This is a genomic window from Enterobacter cloacae complex sp. SHL001, from assembly GCF_049236825.1.
In the GTDB taxonomy this organism is placed as follows: domain Bacteria; phylum Pseudomonadota; class Gammaproteobacteria; order Enterobacterales; family Enterobacteriaceae; genus Enterobacter; species Enterobacter hormaechei_C.
Genome location: NZ_JBMKIP010000008.1, coordinates 65,079 through 88,132, shown reverse-complemented (window position 1 = coordinate 88,132; position 23,054 = coordinate 65,079). Strand labels below are relative to the sequence as shown.

Sequence of the window (23,054 nt, the reverse complement as noted above, 5' to 3'; positions counted from 1 at the left end):
GCGCATAAAGTCAAAATTAGGAATTCGTTACGTCTCAGACTTCATCTGGCGCCAACATTCGTGCGCAGTGGACCAGCGAGTATACCTGAAGAAAGGACTTTTGATGCTTTTAGCAACAGCACTGTTAATAATTGGTTTACTGTTGGTGGTCTACAGTGCTGACCGTTTGGTCTTTGCCGCATCCATTCTCTGTCGACTCATTGGCATGCCGCCCATCATTATCGGCATGACGGTGGTCAGTGTAGGCACATCGCTTCCTGAAATCATCGTTTCTGTTTCAGCCTCGCTGCATGGGCAGGTCGACCTCGCTATCGGCACCGCGATTGGCTCTAACATCGTCAATATCTTACTGATTTTAGGCTTAGCCGCATTACTGCATCCATTTCGCGTGCATTCTGATGTTTTGCGCCGGGAATTGCCGTTAATGTTAGTCGTCAGTCTGCTGGCAGGCTACGTACTTTATGACGGGGTGCTGAGCGTCGGTGACGGTATATTCCTGCTCGCCCTGGCCGTGATCTGGTTGCTTTACAGCGTGAAGATCGCACGTCTGGCGGAAAAACAGGGTAACGATAGCCTCACGCGTGAGCATCTCGCCGAGCTGCCCCGGGAAGGGACCTTACCCGTCGCCCTGCTGTGGTTGGGCGTCGCGCTAATCATCATGCCAATGGCCACGCGGATGGTGGTCGATAACGCGACGGTGCTGGCGAACGCGTTTGCGATGAGCGAACTGACAATCGGTCTGACGGTAATCGCCATCGGCACCAGCCTGCCAGAGCTGGCCACCGCCATCGCCGGAGCGCGTAAAGGGGAAGATGATATCGCCATCGGCAATATCATCGGCTCGAATATTTTCAATATCGCAATCGTGACAGGGCTGCCGGCGCTAATCTCGCCGGGGCCGTTTAACCCTATGGCTTTCACGCGCGATTACGGTGTGATGCTGCTGGTCAGCGTGATTTTCGCCCTGCTCTGCTGGCGGCGAAAAGAGCAGATCGGCAAAGGCGCAGGCGCGCTGCTGACGGGTGGATTTATCGTATGGCTGGCGATGCTGTACTGGCTTTCGCCTCTTCTCTCTGGGTAAACGGAAACGCATTATGTCGCAAATAGAATTGCAGCCGGGTTTTGACTTTCAGAAAGCAGGCAAAGACGTTCTGGAGATTGAACGTGAAGGTCTGGCGCAGTTAGATCAGTACATTAATCAGGATTTTAGTCTGGCCTGTGAGAAGATGTTCTACTGTGCCGGCAAAGTCGTGGTGATGGGGATGGGCAAATCCGGCCATATCGGACGCAAAATGGCGGCGACCTTTGCCAGTACCGGCACGTCGTCATTCTTCGTTCATCCCGGTGAAGCCGCGCACGGTGACCTCGGCATGGTTACGCCGCAGGACGTGGTTATTGCGCTGTCCAACTCCGGGGAATCGAATGAAATCCTGGCGTTGATCCCGGTGCTGAAGCGTCTGCACGTACCGCTGATTTGCATGACCAGCCGACCGGAAAGCAGCATGGCGCGTGCGGCGGATATTCACCTGTGCGTGAAAGTGCCTAAAGAAGCCTGTCCGCTGGGGCTGGCGCCGACCTCCAGCACAACCGCCGCGCTGGTCATGGGCGATGCCCTTGCCGTTGCGCTGCTGGAAGCCCGCGGTTTTACGCCTGAAGATTTTGCCCTGTCTCATCCCGGCGGCGCGCTCGGGCGCAAACTGCTGCTGCGGGTTAACGATATTATGCACACTGGAGATGAGATCCCGCACGTGAGCAAAGAGGCCTCTTTGCGCGACGCGTTACTGGAGATCACCCGTAAAAACCTGGGCATGACGGTTATCTGCGACGATCTGATGAAGATTCAGGGCATTTTCACCGACGGCGACCTGCGCCGGGTATTCGATATGGGTGTGGATGTCCGAACGCTGGGCATTGCTGATGTGATGACGCCAGGCGGGATCCGCGTCCGTCCGGGCACGCTGGCGGTAGATGTGCTGAACCTGATGCAGTCCCGTCATATTACCTCAGTGATGGTTGCCGATGGCGACCAACTGCTGGGTGTGGTACATATGCATGATCTGCTGCGCGCTGGCGTAGTGTAATGAAGGATAAGACAATGAGTAATGCGGGTGCATCCCTTGCAACCTGTTATGGCCCGGTGAGCGCCCACATGATGGCAAAGGCGGAAAATATCCGCCTGTTGATCCTCGATGTGGATGGTGTGCTCTCCGACGGTCTGATTTATATGGGCAATAACGGCGAAGAGCTGAAAGCCTTTAACGTTCGCGACGGTTACGGTATCCGCTGTGCGCTCACGTCCGGAATTGAAGTTGCAATCATCACCGGGCGGAAAGCTAAACTGGTAGAAGATCGGTGTGAAACGCTGGGCATTACCCATCTCTATCAGGGGCAGTCTGATAAGATGGTAGCTTTCCGGGATCTGCTGGGAAAACTGGCCATTGCACCAGAGAATGTGGCATACGTCGGGGATGATTTGATCGACTGGCCAGTGATGGCGGAGGTGGGTCTGAGCATCGCCGTGGCTGACGCGCACCCGCTGCTGATCCCGCGTGCTGATTACGTTACCCATATTCACGGTGGCCGCGGCGCCGTCCGTGAAGTCTGCGATCTGCTTCTGCTGTCGCAGGGCAAGCTTGATGAGGCGAAAGGGCAATCGATATGAGTAAAACCAGACGTTGGGTTATCATTCTGCTTGCGCTTGTCGCCCTGGTACTGATTGGCGTCAACCTCGCTGACCGCGATGATACGCAAGCGGAAGTGGTTAACACGAGCGACCCGACCTATAAAAGCGATCACAGCGACACCGTGGTCTATAGCCCGGAAGGCGCACTGAACTATCGCCTCGTTGCTCAGCATGTAGAATATTTTTCAGATGACGGTACCTCGTGGTTTACCCAACCGGTCATGACCACCTTTGATACGGACAAAGTGCCGACGTGGTCTATCAAGTCTGACCGGGCAAAACTGACAAATGACCGTATGCTTTACCTGTATGGTCACGTTGAAGTCAACGCCCTGACCGCTGACGCGCAACTGCGAAAAATTACGACGGATAACGCCCAGATCAACCTGGTCACCCAGGATGTCACGTCGCAGGATCTAGTCACCCTGTATGGCACAACATTTAATTCCAGCGGTTTAAGAATGCGCGGGAACTTACGCAGCAAAAACGCCGAGCTGATTGAAAAGGTTAGAACCTCCTATGAAATTCAAAACAAACAAACTCAGCCTTAAAGTTGTTATCGCCAGCGCGCTGCTGGCGGCCAGTCTTCCCGCGCTTGCTGTGACTGGCGATACCGAACAGCCGATTCATATTGAATCCGATACCCAGTCTCTGGATATGCAGGGTAACGTCGTCACCTTTACCGGCAACGTCGTCATGACCCAGGGCACAATTAAAATCAACGCCGACAAAGTGGTCGTTACCCGTCCGGGCGGCGAGCAGGGCAAAGAGATTATCGATGGTTATGGCAACCCGGCCACCTTCTACCAGATGCAGGACAACGGCAAGCCGGTGAAAGGCCATGCCTCGCATATGCATTATGAACTGGCGAAGGATCTGGTCATCCTGACCGGTAATGCTTACCTGGAACAGCTGGACAGCAATATCAAAGGCGACAAGATCACCTATCTGGTGAAAGAGCAGAAAATGCAGGCCTCCAGTGAAAAAGGCAAACGCGTCACGACCGTGCTTGTGCCTTCGCAGTTGCAGGACAAGAACAACGGTCAGGCTCCGGCACAGAAAAAGAGTAACTAATTCGTTATGGCAACTTTAACTGCAAAAAACCTCGCGAAAGCGTATAAGGGCCGCCGCGTCGTCGAAGATGTCAGTCTGACCGTCAACTCCGGCGAAATCGTGGGTTTGCTTGGCCCTAACGGGGCGGGTAAAACCACGACCTTCTACATGGTGGTGGGCATCGTCCCGCGTGACGCCGGCAACATCATCATCGATGATGAAGATATCAGCCTGCTGCCGCTTCATGCCCGCGCGCGTCGTGGCATCGGCTATCTGCCGCAGGAAGCGTCTATCTTCCGCCGCTTAAGCGTGTTCGACAACCTGATGGCCGTGCTCCAGATCCGTGACGATCTGACCAGCGAGCAGCGCACTGACCGTGCGAACGAGCTGATGGAAGAGTTTCATATCGAACATCTGCGTGACAGCCTCGGCCAGGCGCTGTCCGGTGGTGAACGCCGCCGCGTTGAGATTGCGCGCGCGCTGGCAGCAAACCCAAAATTCATCCTGCTGGATGAACCGTTTGCGGGCGTTGACCCCATCTCCGTTATCGATATCAAACGTATCATTGAGCACCTGCGCGACAGCGGGCTTGGCGTACTGATCACGGACCACAACGTTCGTGAAACGCTGGCCGTGTGTGAGCGCGCCTACATAGTGAGCCAGGGCCATCTGATTGCCCACGGTACGCCGCAGCAAATCCTCGAAGATGAGCATGTTAAGCGCGTGTACCTTGGGGAAGACTTCAGACTCTGATAGGGTAGAGGTTAAGTCACGCCGAACCGGAGAAAAACGCTCTGAACATGAAGCAAGGTTTGCAATTACGGCTCAGCCAGCAACTGGCCATGACGCCGCAGCTACAGCAGGCAATCCGTCTGTTGCAGCTGTCCACGTTAGAACTCCAGCAGGAGCTCCAGCAGGCGCTGGACAGCAATCCGCTGCTGGAGCAAACCGATCTTCATGACGAGGTAGACGCCCAGCAGACGCAGGACACAGAAACGCTCGACTCCGTAGATGCGCTTGAACAGAAAGAGATGCCGGACGAACTGCCGCTGGATGCCAGCTGGGATGAAATCTACACCGCGGGTACCCCTTCCGGGACGCGCGCAGACTACCAGGACGATGAACTCCCGGTCTACCAGGGCGAAACCACCCAGTCGCTTCAGGACTACCTGATGTGGCAGGTAGAGCTGACCCCTTTCTCCGATACCGATCGCGCCATTGCCACCTCGATTGTCGATGCCGTTGACGACACGGGCTATTTGACCGTGACGCTGGACGAGATTCTGGAAAGCATCGGCGATGACGAGATTGAACTGGAAGAGATCGAAGCCGTTCTGAAACGCGTTCAGCGTTTCGACCCGATAGGTGTCGCCGCGAAAGATCTGCGCGACTGCCTTCTGATCCAGCTTTCGCAGTTTGCCAAAGAGACACCGTGGATTGACGAAGCCCGGCTCATCATCAGCGATCATCTGGATCTGCTGGCGAATCACGACTTCCGCACCCTGATGCGCGTCACACGCCTGAAAGAAGAGGTGCTGAAGGAAGCGGTGAATCTGATCCAGTCGCTCGATCCGCGTCCGGGGCAGTCGATCCAGACCAGCGAACCGGAATATGTCATTCCTGATGTGCTGGTGAGAAAACACAATGGCCGGTGGGTCGTTGAACTGAACGCCGACAGCATTCCTCGCCTGCAAATCAACCAGCAATACGCCTCCATGTGCACCAGCGCCCGTAACGACGCTGATAATCAATACATTCGCAGCAACCTTCAGGAAGCACGCTGGTTGATCAAGAGCCTGGAGAGCCGTAATGACACGCTGCTGCGCGTCAGCCGCTGTATTGTCGAACAGCAGCAGGCGTTCTTTGAGCAGGGCGAAGAGTTTATGAAACCGATGGTGCTGGCAGACATCGCCCAGGCCGTCGAGATGCATGAATCAACCATTTCCCGCGTGACCACGCAGAAATATCTGCACAGCCCACGCGGTATTTTTGAGCTTAAGTATTTCTTCTCCAGCCACGTGAACACCGAAGGCGGCGGCGAAGCCTCGTCAACGGCTATTCGCGCACTGGTGAAGAAGTTGATCGCCGCGGAGAACCCCGCGAAGCCACTCAGTGACAGTAAGTTAACCACCATGCTGTCCGATCAGGGTATTATGGTGGCACGTCGTACTGTCGCGAAGTATCGAGAGTCTTTATCCATTCCGCCGTCTAACCAGCGTAAACAACTGGTTTGACACAACCGATAAGGAAGACACTATGCAGCTCAATATCACCGGACATAACGTCGAGATTACTGAGGCTTTACGCGATTTTGTAAACACTAAGTTTGCGAAACTCGAGCAGTATTTCGAGAGGATCAACCAGGTCTATGTTGTGTTGAAAGTGGAGAAAGTGACGCATATCTCGGATGCGACCCTACACGTCAACGGAGGGGAACTCCATGCCAGTGCGGAAGGGCAAGACATGTACGCGGCTATCGACGGCTTGATTGATAAGCTTGCGAGACAGCTCAATAAACATAAAGATAAACTGAAACAACACTAATTGTCCGGGCAGTTAACGGGTGCAGGACGGCCTGTTGTGAAACACAACAGGCCATTTGTACAGTTAGCGCTTAGGTGAAATTATGATAAACAACGATTCCGCTCTTCAACTGAGCAATGTCCTTAACCAGGATTGTACCCGCAGTGGCGTTCACTGCCAGAGCAAAAAACGTGCGCTGGAAATCATCAGTGAGCTGGCCGCAAAACAGCTGGGTCTGCCGCCGCAGATCGTGTTTGAAGCCATTCTGACCCGTGAAAAAATGGGCAGTACTGGCATCGGCAATGGCATTGCGATCCCGCATGGCAAGCTGGAAGAAGATACGCTGCGTGCCGTGGGGGTGTTTGTGCAACTGGAAACGCCTATCGCTTTTGACGCCATCGATAACCAGCCTGTGGATCTGCTTTTCGCGCTTCTGGTTCCTGCCGATCAGACCAAAACCCACCTGCACACGCTGTCGCTGGTTGCCAAACGTCTGGCGGATAAAACCATTTGTCGTCGACTGCGCTCAGCCCAAAGTGATGAAGAGCTTTATCAAATTATCACTGAAGCAGAAGGCAATTAGGATGAGGCATAATCGGGAAAGGGCCTTCAGAACGGCTGCCCTGAGGAGAAACGGAACATGGTGCTGATGATCGTCAGCGGTCGTTCGGGGTCCGGGAAGTCCGTGGCCCTGCGCGCGCTGGAAGACATGGGATTTTACTGTGTAGATAACCTGCCGGTAGTGTTGTTACCCGATCTGGCGCGGACGCTGGCGGACAGGCAAATCTCTGCCGCCGTCAGTATTGACGTGCGTAACATGCCGGAATCGCCGGAAATCTTCGAGCAGGCAATGAACAGCCTGCCGGAATGCTTCTCGCCTCAGCTCTTGTTCCTGGACGCTGACCGCAACACGCTGATCCGTCGCTACAGCGATACACGTCGTTTGCATCCGCTCTCCAGTAAAAATCTTTCGCTGGAAAGCGCCATCGATAAAGAGAGCGATCTGCTTGAGCCACTGCGTTCCCGGGCCGACCTGATTGTCGACACTTCCGAAATGTCCGTCCACGAGCTGGCGGAAATGCTGCGTACGCGCTTACTCGGCAAGCGCGAGCGCGAACTGACGATGGTGTTTGAATCCTTCGGCTTTAAGCACGGCATACCTATCGATGCGGATTACGTTTTTGATGTGCGTTTCCTGCCGAACCCACACTGGGATCCGAAACTGCGTCCGATGACCGGTCTGGATAAGCCGGTGGCGGCGTTCCTCGACCGACACACAGAAGTACACAATTTTATCTACCAGACGCGAAGCTACCTTGAGCTATGGTTACCTATGCTGGAAACAAACAATCGCAGCTACCTGACGGTGGCGATTGGCTGTACCGGCGGTAAACATCGTTCGGTCTACATTGCCGAACAGCTGGCCGATTACTTCCGCTCACGCGGGAAGAACGTTCAGTCCCGTCATCGCACGCTGGAAAAACGTAAAACATGACCGTAAAACAAACCGTTGAGATCACCAACAAGCTGGGCATGCATGCACGCCCGGCAATGAAATTGTTTGAACTGATGCAAGGTTTTGATGCGGAGGTGCTGCTGCGCAACGACGAGGGAACCGAGGCAGAAGCCAACAGCGTGATTGCGCTACTGATGCTGGATTCTGCCAAAGGCCGTCAGATTGAAGTTGAAGCCACCGGCCCGCAGGAAGAAGAAGCGCTGGCGGCAGTGATTGCCCTGTTCAACGCCGGGTTTGACGAAGACTAACGTTCGCCATGTCGGCGGGTAGCGCTGCGCTTACCCGCCCTACCTAAGATTATTTCGCTCCATAAACCCTTCCCCACCCAGCTGACGCATCTGGCGCATAATCCACGCCTGGCGGCTTCGCACATAGCCTGACGGGGCGCTGGCCTTAAAACGCAGCGGGTTCGGCAGCACGGCGGCAAGCAGTGCCGCTTCGGACATAGTCAGCCTGCTGGCGGGCTTGCCAAAATAGCGCTGCGATGCCGCTTCGACACCAAATACGCCGTCACCAAATTCCGCGATATTCAGGTAGACGGTTAAAATGCGTTTTTTGCTCCACACCGTCTCGACGCCCAGCGTCAGCCCGGCCTCCAGCCCTTTTCTCACCCAGCTGCGACCGTCCCATAAGAACAGGTTTTTTACCGTCTGCTGAGAAAGCGTCGATGCGCCGCGGACGCGGTTTTCATGACGTTCATTATGATCCAGCGCCTTCTCGATAGCCGCCACGTCAAAACCCCAGTGCTCCGGGAATTTCTGATCTTCTGCCGCAATGACCGCCAGCCCCATCCACGGCGAGATTGCATCCATGCTGACCCAGTCAGAATGGGCAACATAGCCAAAATCACCTGAGAGCCAGGCGCTAATCTGCCGCTCTGCCATCACGGCCGAGAACGGGACGGGCAGGATGCTGAACAGCGCAATACCGCCGCCCCAGAACACGGCCAGGACCAGCACAATACGCAGCAGGATCCGTTTTAACCACCCGCCGGGGGAGAATTTACGACTCATTCGGTCAGGACCAGCACTCTGTCCACCAGCTTTTCAATGCCTGCGGCAGCCTCGGCGATGTTCTGCGCCAGCATATACGCTGGCGTGGTGATGATCTTGTTGTCCTCGTCCACCACAATGTCGTCTACCGGACATGGCACGTGTTCGCCGCCCATATCCTCGACAATCTCAGCGGTATCAATGTCGGTTCCGATCGTGAGCCGCAGCGGGAAATCAAAAATTTTCGGCAGCATGGCCGGCGCAATGCAGATAAAGCCCTGCGGCTTACCTGCCGCATGCATCGCCAGCGATAGCGCTTTCAAATCGGGATCGACATGACACGCCGTGCCTTCCGTTGCAAACGTGCTCAGGTTTTTCGCCGCGCCAAAACCGCCCGGCACGATGAGCGCATCAAGCTCAGCGGCATCGGCCTGTGCCAGCGGGTGAATATCGCCGCGCACAATACGCGCCGCTTCAATCAGCACGTTACGGCTTTCCGCCATTGGCTCGCCGGTGAGATGATTAATCACGTCTGCCTGGGTTTTATCCGGGGCGAAGCAGATAACGTCTGCCCCCTGGCGCGATAATGCCAGCAGCGTTAATACGGTTTCATGTATCTCTGAACCATCGTAAACACCACATCCGCTCAGCACGACACCAATCTTTTTCATTCTGACGATCCTTCTATGCAACTCGCTGAAGCACATTAAAAATTCTGATTAAAACGCTATGCTTCACACATTTCACTGATTCATGTAACAAACTGTTTAAGATTTGCTATCTTATCTGCGTGCGGCCTCAATTTTCAGGCGGCGTCCATGCGAAAACAACCCATAAAAATCAGGCGCAGCCACGATTTCCCTGGTGTTGGCGCAGTATTCGCGCACCCCGGTATAGCCGGGGTCATTTTTTTCTGGCATCCACCCAGGCTTTCAGCACTGCCACATCGTTTTGCCACTCTTGTTTCATCTCTTCGACCCAATCACCTACGTTATCTTCCCAGGCAGGTAAATCAGGAGACTGAATCTGTTGGCCCAGCTGCTGGAGATGGCGTAACCCGACAGATCCTGCCGCGCCTTTGATTTTATGTCCCTCTTCGACGATGCCCTTCTGGTCACGCGCCGTCAGGTTGGATTCGAGCACGTTCAGATAGCCCGGCATCATTTTTTCGAACACGGCGAGGCCATCGGTGATCAGTTTTGGTCCCACCAGATCGATATACTGCTCCAGCATGGCGGTATCCAGTATCGTTTGGGCTTTAGCGCTATCAACAGACGTCATGGTGCTCTCCTCTTCATCACAGGTATCCCAGAACTTCTTGATCATCGCCGTCAGGGCGGGTACCGCCAGCGGCTTGCTGAGCACATCGTCCATACCGGCCTCGAGATACTCTTTTTTATCTTTCAACACGTTTGCGGTCAACGCCACCAGCGGCGGCAGCTCGTCAGGAGCATATTTGCGCGTCAGCTCGCGGGAGATATCCAGCCCGGTCATGTCCGGTAGCTGAATATCGAGCAGCACCAGGTCATACTCGCCCGGCGTGAACATCTCCAGCGCGGCTTTGCCGGTCATCGCCACATCCACGCTGTTACCGAGTTTTTCCAGTACCGACCGGGCGACAATGACGTTCAGCTCAATATCTTCCACCAGCAGGACGTGCAGGGCTGGCAGCGGCATATCGTCGTTCTCAAACGTATCTTCCACCTCTTCCGCCACGGCAGGCGCGTGGACGGTAAGCGTAAAGGTGGAGCCTTTACCCGGCTGGCTGGCAACGGTGATATCCCCGCCCATACTTTTCGCCAGACGTTTCGACACCGCCAGTCCAATGCCCGTACCGGTCGCCGGTTTACCGCCGTGGCTGTCTTTAACCTGATAATACATGGCGAAGATCTTATCCTGCTCCTCCTGAGGAATGCCGATACCCGAGTCCTCAACTTCAAAGTGCAGCATGTCGCCTTCGTCATAGCGAATGCTCACCGCAACCTGCCCCTTCTGGGTAAACTTCACGGCGTTGCTGATGAGGTTCCACAGGATCTGCCGCAGACGTGTGCCGTCCGTCACCACTTTATGCGGCAACGGCAGCGTTGGCTCCATCACAAAGCTCAACCCTTTTTGCTGAGCCTGTAAACCTGACAGGTTTTCCAGGTCCGCGAGGAAGCCGGTAAAATCAACCGGCTGGTTGTCGAGCTGAACTTTACGGCGTTCCATCTTATCCATGTCGATAATATCATTGAAGATATTGCCCAGCGTGACCGCCGAGACGTGGATCGTTTTCAGGTATTTTTCCTGCTCGCTGGTCAGCTCGGTATCCAGCAGAATGCGGCTCAGCCCCACAATGCCATTCAGCGGGGTGCGCAGTTCATGGCTGATGGTGGAGATGAAGGTGGTTTTATCCCGGCTGGCGCGTTCCAGCGCATCCTGATAGCGCTTACGCTCGGTGATATCACGGCCAAAGCCCATCAGACCATGACGTTTCCCCACCCGGTCGTAATAAGGCACTTTGCGGATCTCAAAGCAGGCTTTGCGCCCATCAGGATAGTCCAGCCACTGCTCATAGGTCAGCGAAACGTTATGGCGGAAGACCTTTTCATCCGTCTCCATCACTTTTGCTGCCGCCTCTTCGGAATAGACATCCTGAGGTTTCAGGTGGATCAGCTGCTTTTCGCTTTTCCCGGTCAACAGTTCCATGGCCCGGTTACAGCCGGAGAACTCTTTATCTTCATTACGGTAGAACACCAGATCCGGCGACGCATCGAGGAACGAGCGCAGGAAAGAGGATTGCTGTTCAAGCTGGATCTGCGTCACTTCACGCTCTTTCATCTCAACTTTTAGCTGCTCAAGCGTGGTCTGACGCTCGGCTTCCGCCTTCTCACGGTCTGAAATTTCCTGATTCAGCTGGGCAATGTTGTCCTTGAGCTGGACGTTGAGTTTGAGATCGCGCTCGCGCATCTCTTCCAGCTTATCCACCAGTTTCGATAAACGCTGTCGGGACTCTTCCAGTTGCTCAACCACCACGGAGAGAAAATAGACCGCCCATGGGGTAATCAGCAGGCCAAAGAAAATAGAGCGGATCACGTCGATGCTCTCGACCTGACCATGCAGAACCATGGTCACGGCCATTTGCACGACGATGGCCAGAACGACCAGCGCCAGCGCCAGCAGCATGGAAAAACGCACCAGCCCGAGCTTCATCATCAGGTCGACGTAGTACTGGGCCAGCATTCGAATTTGCTTCATAGAGGATCCCTTCACGACTTTATCGCTCAATAATACTCAAATTCACGGCGAGGCGTTGAAGGTTGTGAGAAAAAGTGCGGGGTGAAACAGGAGATTAGCCTCGCCCCCGGGCAACCGGGAGCGAGGAAGAAGGTTTATCAGGAGCGTTTTAGCAGCATCCAGAGGCTGATCAGGAAGAAACTGGCGCTCGGCAACAGTGCGCCGATAATTGGCGGAATGCCATACACCAGCGTCAGCGGACCGAAAATCTGATCGAGGACGTAGAACACAAAACCAAAGCTGATACCGGTTACCACGCGAACCCCCATCGGCACGCTACGCAGCGGTCCAAAGATGAACGATAGCGCCATCAGCATCATCACGGCCACGGACAGCGGCTGGAAGATTTTGCTCCACATGTTGAGCTGGTAACGCCCCGCATCCTGTCCGCTCGATTTCAGATACTTCACGTAATTATGCAGACCGCTGATGGAGAGCGCATCGGGATCGAGCGCTACCACCCCAAGCTTGTCCGGCGTCAGGTTGGTTTTCCAGGTACCGCTAACGGTCTGCGAACCGGTGATCTGTTTCGGGTTCGTCAGGTCAGATTCATCAACCTGGGATAACCGCCACAGCTTGTTGTTCGCATCAAATTTAGCGGAGGCGGCATAACGCACCGACTGTAAACGACGATCGTTATTGAAGGCATAGATACTCACGCCGCCCAGTTCATCGTCCCCTTTCACGCGTTCGATATAGACAAAGTTCTGACCATCTTTCGCCCATAATCCCTGCTGCGTGGAGAGCAGTGAACCGCCGTACATAGCCTGAGCACGGTAGTTACGCGCCATCTGTTCGCCCTGCGGCGCGACCCATTCGCCAATCGCCATGGTCAACAGCACCAGCGGGATCGCGGTTTTCATCACCGACAGCGCAACCTGCATACGGGTAAAACCCGATGCCTGCATCACCACCAGCTCGCTACGCTGAGCCAGCATCCCCAGGCCCAGCAGCGCCCCCAACAGGGCCGCCATCGGGAAGAAGATCTGCACATCTTTTGGTACGCTGAGCAGGGTATACATCCCGGCGCCCAACGCGTCGTAACTCCCCTGTCCGGCTTTTTTCAGCTGGTCGACAAATTTGATAATGCCCGAGAGCGACACCAGCATGAACAGGGTCATCATGATGGTGGTGAAAATCGTTTTACCGATATAGCGGTCAAGTACGCCAAACGCCTGCATTAGATGGCTCCTTTACGCGTAAACCGGGCACGAAGACGACGCACAGGCACCGTGTCCCACAAGTTGAGTCCGACTGCCAGCAGCAGATACAAACCATTCACGACCCAGGTCCAGATCATCGGGTCAATTTTTCCTTTCCCGCCGTTAGACTTGATTGAGGTTTGCAGCAGGAAGAACACCAGATACAGCAGCATCGCTGGCAGCATCGACAGCACGCGGCCCTGGCGCGGGTTTACCACGCTCAGCGGAACCACCATCAGCGCCATCATAAATACGGTGAAGACCAGCGTGATACGCCAGTGCAGTTCAGCACGCGCACGATCGGTATCGGTATTCATTAAGGTGCGCATATCCATCTGCTCAGTATCCGTGGGATCGAGCGCGACGGCCTGATGGCCAATGATGGCCTGGTAGTTCTGAAAATCGGTAATACGGAAGTCGCGCAGCATAGCCGTGCCTTCGAAACGCGTTCCTTTGTTCAGCGTGACAACCTGAGAGCCGTCTTTACGCTGAGACAGCTGACCGGAGTCCGCCACCACCACAGAAGGCCGGGCGTTACCTTTCGGGCGCAGTTGAGCAAGAAACACGTCATTGAAGCGGTTGCCATCGACGCTTTCGATAAACAGCACGGAGTTACCGTCGGTCGCCTGCTGGAACTGCCCCTGCGCCAGCGCCGCCAGCCCCGGGTTAGCTTTTGCTTCCGCCAGCACCTCATCCTGATGACGAGAGGAGGTCGGCCCCGCCCACATGACGTTAACCGCGGCAACAATGCCCGTAAACAGCGCCAGCACCATGGCTGCTTTTACCAGTACGGCTTTACTGAGGCCGCAGGCATGCATCACGGTGATTTCACTTTCGGTATAGAGCTTACCCAGGGTCATCAGCAGACCAAGGAACAGGCTTAACGGCAGGATAAGCTGCGCCATTTCCGGCACGCCAAGCCCGAGCAGGGAAAGCACCAGATTCGTTGGGATTTCGCCATCAACCGCCGCGCCGAGGATCCTGACCAGCTTCTGACAGAAAAAGATCAGAAGGAGGATAAAGAGGATCGCCAGTTGGCTTTTCAGCGTCTCCCGAACCAGATATCTTATGATTATCACTTTAAATACGCCCGTTAAAACTCGTCTTATGCAGGAATTTAGCTTGTTTCATGGCTTAAACGTCATTTATTCTCTTGAGTCGTCGAAATCATCGCTAAGATTAAAAAACCCGGCGGATTCGCGCTTCATGACATTTATTGACGTGTCGAAACCGTAGTAACGTAAGATTAACACGAAGTCACCACAACGGCGGACATGAGTTACGAAAGGTTTCAATTCTATCCGTAGCCGCCGCCGTTGTCTTTAAGATTCAGGAGCGTAGTGCATGGAGTTCAGTGTAAAAAGCGGTAGCCCGGAGAAACAGCGGAGTGCCTGCATCGTTGTGGGCGTCTTTGAACCACGCCGACTCTCCCCGATCGCCGAGCAACTCGATAAAATCAGCGACGGTTATATCAGCGCCCTGCTGCGCCGTGGCGAACTGGAAGGCAAACCAGGGCAGACCTTGTTGCTGCACCATGTTCCGAACGTCCTGTCCGAGCGTATTCTGCTGATTGGCTGTGGTAAAGAACGTGAGCTTGATGAGCGCCAGTACAAGCAGGTTATTCAGAAAACCATTAATACACTGAATGATACTGGTTCGATGGAAGCCGTCTGCTTCCTGACGGAGCTGCACGTTAAGGGCCGCAACACGTACTGGAAAGTGCGCCAGGCCGTCGAAACCGCAAAAGAGAGCCTCTACAGCTTTGATCAGCTGAAAACCACCAAAAGCGAGCCGCGTCGCCCGCTGCGTAAAATGGTCTTTAACGTGCCAACCCGTCGCGAGCTGACCAGCGGCGAGCGCGCCATTCAGCACGGTCTGGCCATTGCCGCCGGTATTAAAGCGGCAAAAGATCTTGGCAATATGCCGCCAAACATCTGTAACGCCGCGTACCTGGCATCTCAGGCGCGCCAGCTGGCTGACGCGTACAGCAAGAACGTCATCACCCGCGTTATCGGCGAACAGCAGATGAAAGAGCTGGGGATGCACTCTTATCTGGCGGTCGGTAACGGCTCCCAGAACGAATCCCTGATGTCGGTCATTGAGTACAAGGGCAATCCGTCAGAAGATGCGCGACCCATCGTGCTCGTCGGTAAAGGGCTGACCTTCGACTCCGGCGGTATCTCCATCAAGCCTTCAGAAGGCATGGATGAGATGAAGTACGACATGTGCGGCGCGGCGGCGGTTTACGGCGTCATGCGCATGGTCGCGGAACTTCAGTTGCCCATCAACGTGATCGGCGTGCTGGCGGGCTGCGAAAACATGCCTGGCGGCCGCGCTTATCGTCCGGGTGATGTGCTGACCACCATGTCCGGCCAGACCGTTGAGGTGCTGAACACCGACGCCGAAGGCCGTCTGGTGCTGTGTGACGTGCTGACCTACGTTGAGCGTTTCGAACCTGAAGCGGTTATCGACGTGGCTACCCTGACCGGCGCCTGCGTGATCGCGCTGGGCCATCACATCACCGGCCTGATGTCGAACCACAACCCGCTGGCGCATGAGCTGATCGGCGCGTCCGAGCAGGCCGGCGACCGCGCGTGGCGTCTGCCGCTGGGGGACGAGTTCCAGGAACAGCTGGAGTCTAACTTCGCAGACATGGCGAACATCGGCGGTCGTCCTGGCGGAGCTATTACCGCGGGCTGCTTCCTGGCGCGCTTTACCCGCAAGTACAACTGGGCGCACCTGGACATCGCGGGGACCGCATGGCGCTCCGGTAAAGCCAAAGGCGCGACCGGACGTCCGGTGGCGCTGCTGTCGCAGTTCCTGCTCAATCGTGCGGGTTTTAACGGCGACGAGTGATGAAAAACGCCGGGTGGCGGCTTCGCCTTACCCGGCCTACAGCATCACTCAACCGTAGGCCGGGTAAGCGAAGCGCCACCCGGCTTTGCATTTAAATCCACGACAAGAAGCCCCATATATGAAGAATGCAACGTTCTACCTTCTGGACAATGACACCCATCGGGATGGCCTCAGCGCCGTTGAACAGCTGGTGTGTGAAATTGCCGCAGAACGTTGGCGCGCAGGTAAACGCGTCCTGATTGCCTGTGAAGATGAGCAGCAGGCGATTCGCCTGGATGAAGCGCTATGGGCGCGCCCGCCGGAGAGTTTTGTTCCGCATAACCTGTCGGGCGAAGGTCCACGCGGCGGGGCACCGGTGGAGATTGCCTGGCCGCAAAAACGCAACAGCAGCGCGCGCGACATTCTCATTAGCCTGCGGACAGACTTTGCAGATTTTGCCACCGCTTTCACAGAAGTGGTAGACTTTGTCCCTTACGAAGAATCCTTGAAACAACTGGCGCGCGAACGCTACAAAGCGTACCGCCTGGCCGGTTTTAACCTGAATACGGCAACCTGGAAATAATGGAAAAGACATATAACCCACGCGATATCGAACAGCCGCTTTACGAGCACTGGGAACAGCAGGGCTATTTCAAGCCTAACGGCGACGAAAGCAAAGAGTCCTTCTGCATCATGATCCCACCGCCGAACGTCACCGGCAGTTTGCATATGGGGCATGCTTTCCAGCAGACCATCATGGATACCATGATCCGCTACCAGCGCATGCAGGGCAAAAATACCCTGTGGCAGGCGGGGACTGACCACGCGGGTATCGCGACCCAGATGGTGGTTGAGCGTAAAATTGCCGCTGAAGAGGGTAAAACCCGCCACGACTACGGTCGCGACGCGTTCATCGACAAAATCTGGCAGTGGAAGGCAGAATCCGGCGGCACCATTACCCGTCAGATGCGCCGTCTCGGCAACTCCGTAGACTGGGAGCGCGAGCGCTTCACCATGGACGAAGGCCTGTCCAACGCCGTGAAAGAAGTCTTTGTGCGCCTGTACAAAGAAGACCTGATTTATCGTGGCAAGCGCCTGGTCAACTGGGACCCGAAACTGCGCACCGCCATCTCTGACCTGGAAGTGGAAAACCGCGAGTCTAAAGGCTCCATGTGGCACATCCGCTATCCGCTGGCCGACGGCGCAAAAACCGCCGACGGTAAAGATTACCTGGTGGTGGCGACCACCCGTCCGGAAACCCTGCTGGGCGATACCGGCGTGGCCGTTAACCCGGAAGATCCGCGTTATAAAGATCTGATCGGCAAATTCGTGGTGCTGCCGCTGGTGAACCGCCGTATTCCGATTGTGGGCGACGAACACGCCGACATGGAAAAAGGCACCGGCTGCGTGAAAATCACCCCGGCGCATGACTTCAACGACTATGAAGTCGGTCGTCGTCATCAACTTCCGATGATCAACATTCTGACCTTCGACGGCGATATCCGCGAAAGCGCAGAAGTGTATGACACTAAAGGCAACGAATCCGACGTTTATTCCAGCGACATCCCGGCTGAGTTCCAGAAGCTGGAGCGCTTTGCCGCGCGTAAAGCCATCGTAGCCGCCGTTGACGCACTCGGCCTGCTGGAAGAGATTAAACCTCACGATCTGACCGTGCCGTACGGCGACCGTGGCGGCGTGGTTATCGAGCCAATGCTGACCGACCAGTGGTACGTGCGTGCCGACGTGCTGGCGAAACCGGCTGTGGAAGCGGTTGAGAACGGCAGCATTCAGTTCGTGCCGAAGCAGTACGAAAACATGTACTTCTCCTGGATGCGCGATATTCAGGACTGGTGTATTTCCCGTCAGCTGTGGTGGGGTCACCGTATCCCGGCGTGGTACGACAACGAAGGCAATGTCTACGTTGGCCGCACCGAAGAGGAAGTGCGTCAGGAAAACAACCTGGGCGCTGACGTTGCCCTGCGCCAGGACGAAGACGTGCTGGATACCTGGTTCTCCTCCGCACTGTGGACCTTCTCTACCCTCGGCTGGCCGGAAAACACCGACGCGCTGCGTCAGTTCCATCCAACCAGCGTGATGGTATCCGGCTTCGACATCATCTTCTTCTGGATCGCCCGCATGATCATGATGACCATGCACTTCATCAAAGACGAAGACGGCAAGCCGCAGGTTCCGTTCCATACCGTCTACATGACCGGCCTGATCCGCGACGACGAAGGCCAGAAGATGTCCAAATCCAAGGGTAACGTTATCGACCCGCTGGATATGGTGGACGGTATCTCTCTGGAAGAGCTGCTGGAAAAACGTACCGGCAACATGATGCAGCCGCAGCTGGCGGAGAAAATCCGCAAGCGTACCGAGAAGCAGTTCCCGAACGGGATCGAATCTCACGGTACCGACGCCCTGCGCTTCACCCTGGCGGCGCTGGCCTCCACCGGTCGTGACATCAACTGGGATATGAAGCGTCTGGAAGGTTACCGTAACTTCTGTAACAAGCTGTGGAACGCCAGCCGCTTCGTGCTGATGAACACCGAAGATCAGGATTGCGGCTTTAACGGCGGCGAAATGACCCTGTCTCTGGCAGACCGCTGGATCCTGGCGGAATTTAACCAGACGGTGAAAGCATTCCGCGACGCGCTGGACAGCTACCGCTTCGACATCGCGGCAGGCATCCTGTACGAATTCACCTGGAACCAGTTCTGCGACTGGTACCTGGAGCTGGCGAAGCCGGTCATGAACGGCCGTTCTGAAGCGGAACTGCGCGGCACGCGTAATACGCTGATTACCGTTCTGGAAGGTCTGCTGCGCCTTGCGCACCCGATCATTCCATTCATCACCGAAACCATCTGGCAGCGCGTGAAGGTGATTGCCGGTATTAATGCCGATACCATCATGCTCCAGCCGTTCCCGGCATTCGACGCCGCGAAAGTGGATGAAGCCGCATCTGCGGATACCGAGTGGCTGAAGCAGGCGATCGTTGCGGTACGTAACATCCGCGCGGAAATGAACATCGCTCCGGGTAAACCACTGGAGCTGCTGCTGCGCGGTTGCAGCGAAGCTGCCGTTCGTCGCGTCACCGAGAACAACACCTTCCTGAAAACCATGGCGCGTCTGGAAAGCATCACCGTGCTGCCTGCCGATGACAAAGGTCCGGTTTCCGTGACCAAAATCATCGACGGCGCGGAGCTGCTGATCCCGATGGCGGGCCTGATCGACAAAGATGCGGAGCTGGCGCGTCTGGCGAAAGAAGTGGCGAAAGTCGACGTGGAAATTGGCAAAATCGAAAGCAAACTGGCGAACGAGGGCTTTGTGGCCCGCGCGCCGGAAGCGGTCATCGCCAAAGAGCGTGAGCGTCTGGTTGCCTTCGCCGATGCGAAGACCAAACTGATCGAGCAGCAGGCGGTTATCGCGGCGCTGTAATGCTTTTACCCCTTACGCTTCAGGGCGTAAGGGGTATCCTTCCTGAAAACTCCTCGCTTGCACTCCCCTTTCTGCGGTGCTATTAACAGCAGTTGTGTGTCAATTTTTGTCATGAGTAATGCTATGAGCGTGATTACCCCCGTCGCGACGACAATGCGTCGGATCACTGAGCAGGACAACCCGGCTATCGCCGCCGTTATCCGCACGGTTTCTGCCGAACATGGCCTGACCGCCGACAAAGGCTACACCGTGGCCGACCCAAATCTGGACGAACTTTTTCAGCTGTACAGCCAGCCGGGCCATGCCTACTGGGTCATCGAGCAGGACGGCCAGGTCGTGGGCGGCGGCGGCATTGCCCCACTGCTTTGCAGCGAGCCGGATATCTGTGAACTCCAGAAAATGTATTTCCTGCCAACGATACGCGGACAAGGCCTGGCGAAAAAGCTGGCGCTGGTCGCCCTGGAACATGCACGCTCACAGGGCTTTAAACGTTGCTACCTTGAAACCACCGCTTTCCTTAAAGAGGCCATTGGCCTGTATGAACATCTCGGCTTTGAGCATATTGATGCGCCACTGGGCTGCACGGGCCACGTGGACTGCGAAGTCAGGATGCTGAAAAATCTGTAAGTTTTGTTCCTGCCGTCTTCTGTTAAGCGTCTGTAAACTGAATGCTCTACACTCACAGTTCACACCAAAACAGGGGAAATGCGATGTCGAAGATAAAAAGCTACGCCGCACCGCAGGCGGGTGCAGAACTTGAGCTGTACGAGTACGATGCGGGCGAACTAAAAGCGGAAGACGTCGAAGTACAGGTTGATTACTGCGGGATCTGCCACTCAGATCTCTCGATGATCGACAATGAATGGGGCTTCTCCAGCTATCCGCTGGTGGCCGGGCACGAAGTCATTGGCCGCGTCGTGGCGCTCGGCAGCGCCGCGCAGGACAAAGGGCTGAAAGTGGGCCAGCGCGTGGGTATCGGCTGGACGGCACGCAGCTGCGGCCACTGCGACGCCTGTATCAGCGGCAATCAGATCAACTGCCTTGAGGGCGCAACGCCGACCATCCTGAACAAGGGCGGTTTCGCCGATAAGCTGCGCGCCGACTGGCAATGGGTTATCCCGCTGCCGGACAGCATTGATATCGAATCCGCAGGTCCGCTGCTGTGTGGCGGTATCACCGTCTTTAAACCGCTGCTGATGCATCACGTCACCGCCACCAGCCGCGTGGGCGTGATCGGGATTGGCGGTCTGGGCCATATCGCCATCAAGCTGCTGCACGCGATGGGCTGTGAAGTGACGGCGTTCAGCTCTAACCCGGCGAAAGAGCAGGAAGTGCTGGCGATGGGTGCGGATAAAGTGGTGAACAGTCGCGATCCCCAGGCGCTCACCGCTCTGGCAGGCCAGTTTGACCTGATCATTAACACCGTGAACGTCGATCTCGACTGGCAGCCGTACTTTGAAGCCCTGGCCTACGGCGGTAACTTCCACACCGTGGGTGCGGTGATGAAGCCGCTGCCGGTTCCGGCGTTTACCCTGATCGGCGGGGATCGCAGCGTGTCAGGCTCCGCGACCGGTACACCGTACGAGCTGCGCAAGCTGATGAAGTTTGCCGGACGCACAAAAGTGGCACCGACCACCGAACTGTATCCGATGTCAAAAATCAACGAAGCGATCCAGCACGTGCGCGACGGCAAAGCCCGCTACCGCGTGGTGTTGAAAGCGGATTTCTGATGTGAGATTGCCGGGGAATGTGCGGCCTGATGCCCTCACCCCAACCCTCTCCCACAGGGAGAGGGCGCAAACACTAAAAACGGTAACGGTTGTTACCGTTTTGCATCTACCATAGTCTTAAACACTTCCGCCACCGCGACCGCTCCCGGATCCATCACCCCGTCCAGATTCTCTTTATTCACGTACGACGAGCGTCCCGCGCCGGCTTTCGCCATTTTCGCCGTTGCTTCAGCCCCTTGCTGCGCGGCCTGCGCTGCCGCCTGAATATTGCCTTTCTGTAACGCCTCCAGCGCCGGTTGCAGGGCATCGATCAGCGTACGATCGCCGAGATCTGCACCGCCATACTGCTTCATCTGCGCCAGTCCGCTCAGCAATGCTTCAGGTAGCGGCTGTCCATCGTGAAGCTTTTGTCCTGCCGCAGTGAAGAAGATCGACATCAACACCCCACTCGATCCGCCCATCACCGTTGCCAGCCGCTCGCCAACCAGCAGGAGGAATGTCGGCACGTCGTTAAGGGGCAGGTTGTTCTCCTCAAGTCGCTGCGCAATATCCCGCGCCCCTTGCGCAAAGGTGGAGCCCGTATCGCCATCGCCTACTTTGGCATCCAGCGCGTTAAGGCGATTTTCCAGCTGGATCAATGTTTTCGTTACCGAGGCGACGGCCTCGCTCACCTGCGGATTGTCCGACGGGGTATATTCCACGCGATCATGAAGGGCGCTATGGGGGACGGTACGCAGGGGCGCGAACGCGACGGGCTTCTGCCAGCCCAGCGTCTCGACCTCGGCGTGAATCGCCTTCTCGAAGAAATCGTTGAGCTTTAACAGCGTTAGCGAAAAGCCTTTCATATCCAGCGCACTCACCAGCGGCGCCGGGCCAATCAGATACGCAATGTTCTCTTTCAACGCCGAATGCGCCAGCTCTTTGGTGAGCAGAGCCATCTCCAGCGCTGACACGCCGCCGAGGTTGTTGATCAGCACCGCAAAGCGCCCGTCACCCGCCTGGGCTTTTAGCGGCGTCACCAGCGTATCGATAATCGCTCTGCTGTTTTGCGTATCCACCACCGATGCCCCCGGCTCGCCGTGAATCCCCAGCCCCAGCTCCACGTGGCCTTGCCTGATGCGCCCTTCTTCATCATCGCTACCCGGCAGGTTACAGGTTTGCATCGCAACCCCCAGGCTCCAGAGGTTATCGCAGGCCTGTTGTGCAATATCCCGCACGTCGTTTAGCGATTTCCCCTGTTCTGCCGCATATCCCGCAATCTTATGCACCAGCGCCGTTCCCGCGATACCACGCGGCTGCTTGTTATCCGGTAGGGCGATATCATCCGCCACGATAACCATCTCGACCTTCAGGCCGTAGCGTTTGGCTTTTTCCGCCGCCAGGCCAAAGTTAAGCCGGTCACCGGTGTAGTTTTTCACAATCAGCAGGCAGCCACGATCGCCCGTCACCGCCACAATGGCATTGAGGACCGCATCCACGCTTGGGGAAGCGAACAGATCGCCACATACCGCTGCGGTAAGCATGCCTTTACCGACGAACCCGGCATGTGCCGGTTCATGGCCGGAGCCGCCACCGGAGATCACCGCCACGCGGCTTTTATCCCAGTCGCCGCGAGCCACCACGCGGATGGCCGGATCGATATCAAGTTTGACGAGATTACCGTGCGGCGCAGAAAGCAGTATGCCTTCAATGGCGTCGTTGACCAGCTGTTTACGATCGTTAAAGAAGAATCTGGACATTGTTTCCCACTATTTTATGAACCGTATGCAAAAGCATAGTCCGCACTGGATAATGCGCCGCAAAGTG

At 56.0% G+C, this 23,054-nt stretch carries 22 protein-coding genes; 16 read left to right on the top strand and 6 right to left on the bottom strand.

The window, feature by feature from the left end:
- The first annotated feature begins 103 nt into the window (after positions 1 to 103).
- From ACOTYH_RS18925 to npr, 11 genes are all read left to right on the top strand, one after another.
- Complete coding sequence (locus ACOTYH_RS18925) at positions 104 to 1,081, top strand: calcium/sodium antiporter (protein WP_257438741.1); 978 nt, start codon at positions 104 to 106, stop codon at positions 1,079 to 1,081.
- 13 nt (positions 1,082 to 1,094) lie between these two features.
- Positions 1,095 to 2,081: an arabinose-5-phosphate isomerase KdsD gene (gene kdsD / locus ACOTYH_RS18920; RefSeq protein WP_003861853.1), complete on the top strand. Its 987-nt coding sequence runs from the start codon at positions 1,095 to 1,097 to the stop codon at positions 2,079 to 2,081.
- A gap of 14 nt (positions 2,082 to 2,095) precedes the next feature.
- A complete protein-coding gene (kdsC, locus tag ACOTYH_RS18915; protein WP_017693909.1) occupies positions 2,096 to 2,662 on the top strand; it encodes a 3-deoxy-manno-octulosonate-8-phosphatase KdsC in 567 nt (188 codons plus the stop codon).
- On the top strand, positions 2,659 to 3,234 hold the full coding sequence (gene lptC / locus ACOTYH_RS18910; protein ID WP_015571983.1) for an LPS export ABC transporter periplasmic protein LptC: 576 nt from the start codon (positions 2,659 to 2,661) through the stop codon (positions 3,232 to 3,234). Before kdsC ends, lptC begins: the two co-directional genes overlap by 4 nt.
- Positions 3,203 to 3,757, top strand: a complete 555-nt coding sequence (gene lptA / locus ACOTYH_RS18905) for a lipopolysaccharide ABC transporter substrate-binding protein LptA (RefSeq protein ID WP_006812136.1) — start codon at positions 3,203 to 3,205, stop codon at positions 3,755 to 3,757. The genes lptC and lptA overlap by 32 nt, the downstream gene beginning before the upstream one ends.
- 6 nt (positions 3,758 to 3,763) lie before the next feature.
- Entirely contained in the window at positions 3,764 to 4,489 is a 726-nt protein-coding gene (gene lptB, locus ACOTYH_RS18900) for an LPS export ABC transporter ATP-binding protein (protein ID WP_003861862.1), read from the top strand.
- A 47-nt stretch (positions 4,490 to 4,536) separates the two neighbouring features.
- Positions 4,537 to 5,970 (top strand): RNA polymerase factor sigma-54, encoded by a 1,434-nt coding sequence (gene rpoN / locus ACOTYH_RS18895; RefSeq protein ID WP_003861864.1) that lies wholly within the window; start codon positions 4,537 to 4,539, stop codon positions 5,968 to 5,970.
- 22 nt (positions 5,971 to 5,992) lie between these two features.
- Positions 5,993 to 6,280 (top strand): ribosome hibernation promoting factor, encoded by a 288-nt coding sequence (gene hpf, locus ACOTYH_RS18890; protein ID WP_003861866.1) that lies wholly within the window; start codon positions 5,993 to 5,995, stop codon positions 6,278 to 6,280.
- An 82-nt stretch (positions 6,281 to 6,362) separates the two neighbouring features.
- A complete protein-coding gene (gene ptsN / locus ACOTYH_RS18885; protein WP_421637867.1) occupies positions 6,363 to 6,842 on the top strand; it encodes a PTS IIA-like nitrogen regulatory protein PtsN in 480 nt (159 codons plus the stop codon).
- Positions 6,843 to 6,899: 57 nt separating this feature from the next.
- On the top strand, positions 6,900 to 7,754 hold the full coding sequence (gene rapZ, locus ACOTYH_RS18880) for an RNase adapter RapZ (protein WP_003861870.1): 855 nt from the start codon (positions 6,900 to 6,902) through the stop codon (positions 7,752 to 7,754).
- A complete protein-coding gene (gene npr, locus ACOTYH_RS18875) occupies positions 7,751 to 8,023 on the top strand; it encodes a PTS phosphocarrier protein NPr (protein ID WP_003861872.1) in 273 nt (90 codons plus the stop codon). Before rapZ ends, npr begins: the two co-directional genes overlap by 4 nt.
- A 39-nt stretch (positions 8,024 to 8,062) precedes the next feature.
- Here the strand turns inward: npr and mtgA are convergent, their stop codons facing one another.
- From mtgA to lptF, 5 genes are all read right to left on the bottom strand, one after another.
- The gene (gene mtgA, locus ACOTYH_RS18870; RefSeq protein ID WP_015571986.1) at positions 8,063 to 8,788 is read right to left on the bottom strand and encodes a monofunctional biosynthetic peptidoglycan transglycosylase; all 726 of its coding nucleotides are present in this window, start codon (positions 8,786 to 8,788) and stop codon (positions 8,063 to 8,065) included.
- A complete protein-coding gene (elbB, locus tag ACOTYH_RS18865; RefSeq protein WP_015571987.1) occupies positions 8,785 to 9,438 on the bottom strand; it encodes an isoprenoid biosynthesis glyoxalase ElbB in 654 nt (217 codons plus the stop codon). The genes mtgA and elbB overlap by 4 nt, the downstream gene beginning before the upstream one ends.
- Before the next feature lie 232 nt (positions 9,439 to 9,670).
- Positions 9,671 to 12,004 carry an aerobic respiration two-component sensor histidine kinase ArcB gene (gene arcB / locus ACOTYH_RS18860; protein WP_045897668.1) on the bottom strand — a complete coding sequence of 778 codons (2,334 nt, stop codon included), beginning with the start codon at positions 12,002 to 12,004 and terminating at the stop codon, positions 9,671 to 9,673.
- A gap of 137 nt (positions 12,005 to 12,141) precedes the next feature.
- Complete coding sequence (gene lptG, locus ACOTYH_RS18855) at positions 12,142 to 13,224, bottom strand: LPS export ABC transporter permease LptG (protein ID WP_001147540.1); 1,083 nt, start codon at positions 13,222 to 13,224, stop codon at positions 12,142 to 12,144.
- Positions 13,224 to 14,324, bottom strand: a complete 1,101-nt coding sequence (gene lptF, locus ACOTYH_RS18850) for an LPS export ABC transporter permease LptF (RefSeq protein ID WP_003861881.1) — start codon at positions 14,322 to 14,324, stop codon at positions 13,224 to 13,226. Before lptF ends, lptG begins: the two co-directional genes overlap by 1 nt.
- Positions 14,325 to 14,589: 265 nt before the next feature.
- On the opposite strand from lptF, the gene pepA reads away from it, so the two are divergent.
- The 5 genes from pepA to ahr all read left to right on the top strand — a co-directional run bounded on the left by pepA (position 14,590) and on the right by ahr (position 21,248).
- Positions 14,590 to 16,101 (top strand): leucyl aminopeptidase, encoded by a 1,512-nt coding sequence (gene pepA / locus ACOTYH_RS18845; RefSeq protein WP_003861882.1) that lies wholly within the window; start codon positions 14,590 to 14,592, stop codon positions 16,099 to 16,101.
- 118 nt (positions 16,102 to 16,219) lie between these two features.
- Positions 16,220 to 16,663: a DNA polymerase III subunit chi gene (holC, locus tag ACOTYH_RS18840; protein WP_063135410.1), complete on the top strand. Its 444-nt coding sequence runs from the start codon at positions 16,220 to 16,222 to the stop codon at positions 16,661 to 16,663.
- The gene (locus ACOTYH_RS18835; RefSeq protein ID WP_421637866.1) at positions 16,663 to 19,518 is read left to right on the top strand and encodes a valine--tRNA ligase; all 2,856 of its coding nucleotides are present in this window, start codon (positions 16,663 to 16,665) and stop codon (positions 19,516 to 19,518) included. Before holC ends, ACOTYH_RS18835 begins: the two co-directional genes overlap by 1 nt.
- Before the next feature lie 123 nt (positions 19,519 to 19,641).
- Positions 19,642 to 20,145 (top strand): GNAT family N-acetyltransferase, encoded by a 504-nt coding sequence (locus ACOTYH_RS18830; protein ID WP_421637865.1) that lies wholly within the window; start codon positions 19,642 to 19,644, stop codon positions 20,143 to 20,145.
- An 83-nt stretch (positions 20,146 to 20,228) separates the two neighbouring features.
- Positions 20,229 to 21,248, top strand: coding sequence for an NADPH-dependent aldehyde reductase Ahr (gene ahr, locus ACOTYH_RS18825; protein WP_017382725.1), 1,020 nt, complete (start codon positions 20,229 to 20,231; stop codon positions 21,246 to 21,248).
- A gap of 92 nt (positions 21,249 to 21,340) precedes the next feature.
- On the opposite strand, the gene ACOTYH_RS18820 is transcribed toward ahr, so the two are convergent.
- Positions 21,341 to 22,987, bottom strand: coding sequence for a dihydroxyacetone kinase subunit DhaK (locus ACOTYH_RS18820; protein WP_032655246.1), 1,647 nt, complete (start codon positions 22,985 to 22,987; stop codon positions 21,341 to 21,343).
- Positions 22,988 to 23,054: the final 67 nt, after the last annotated feature.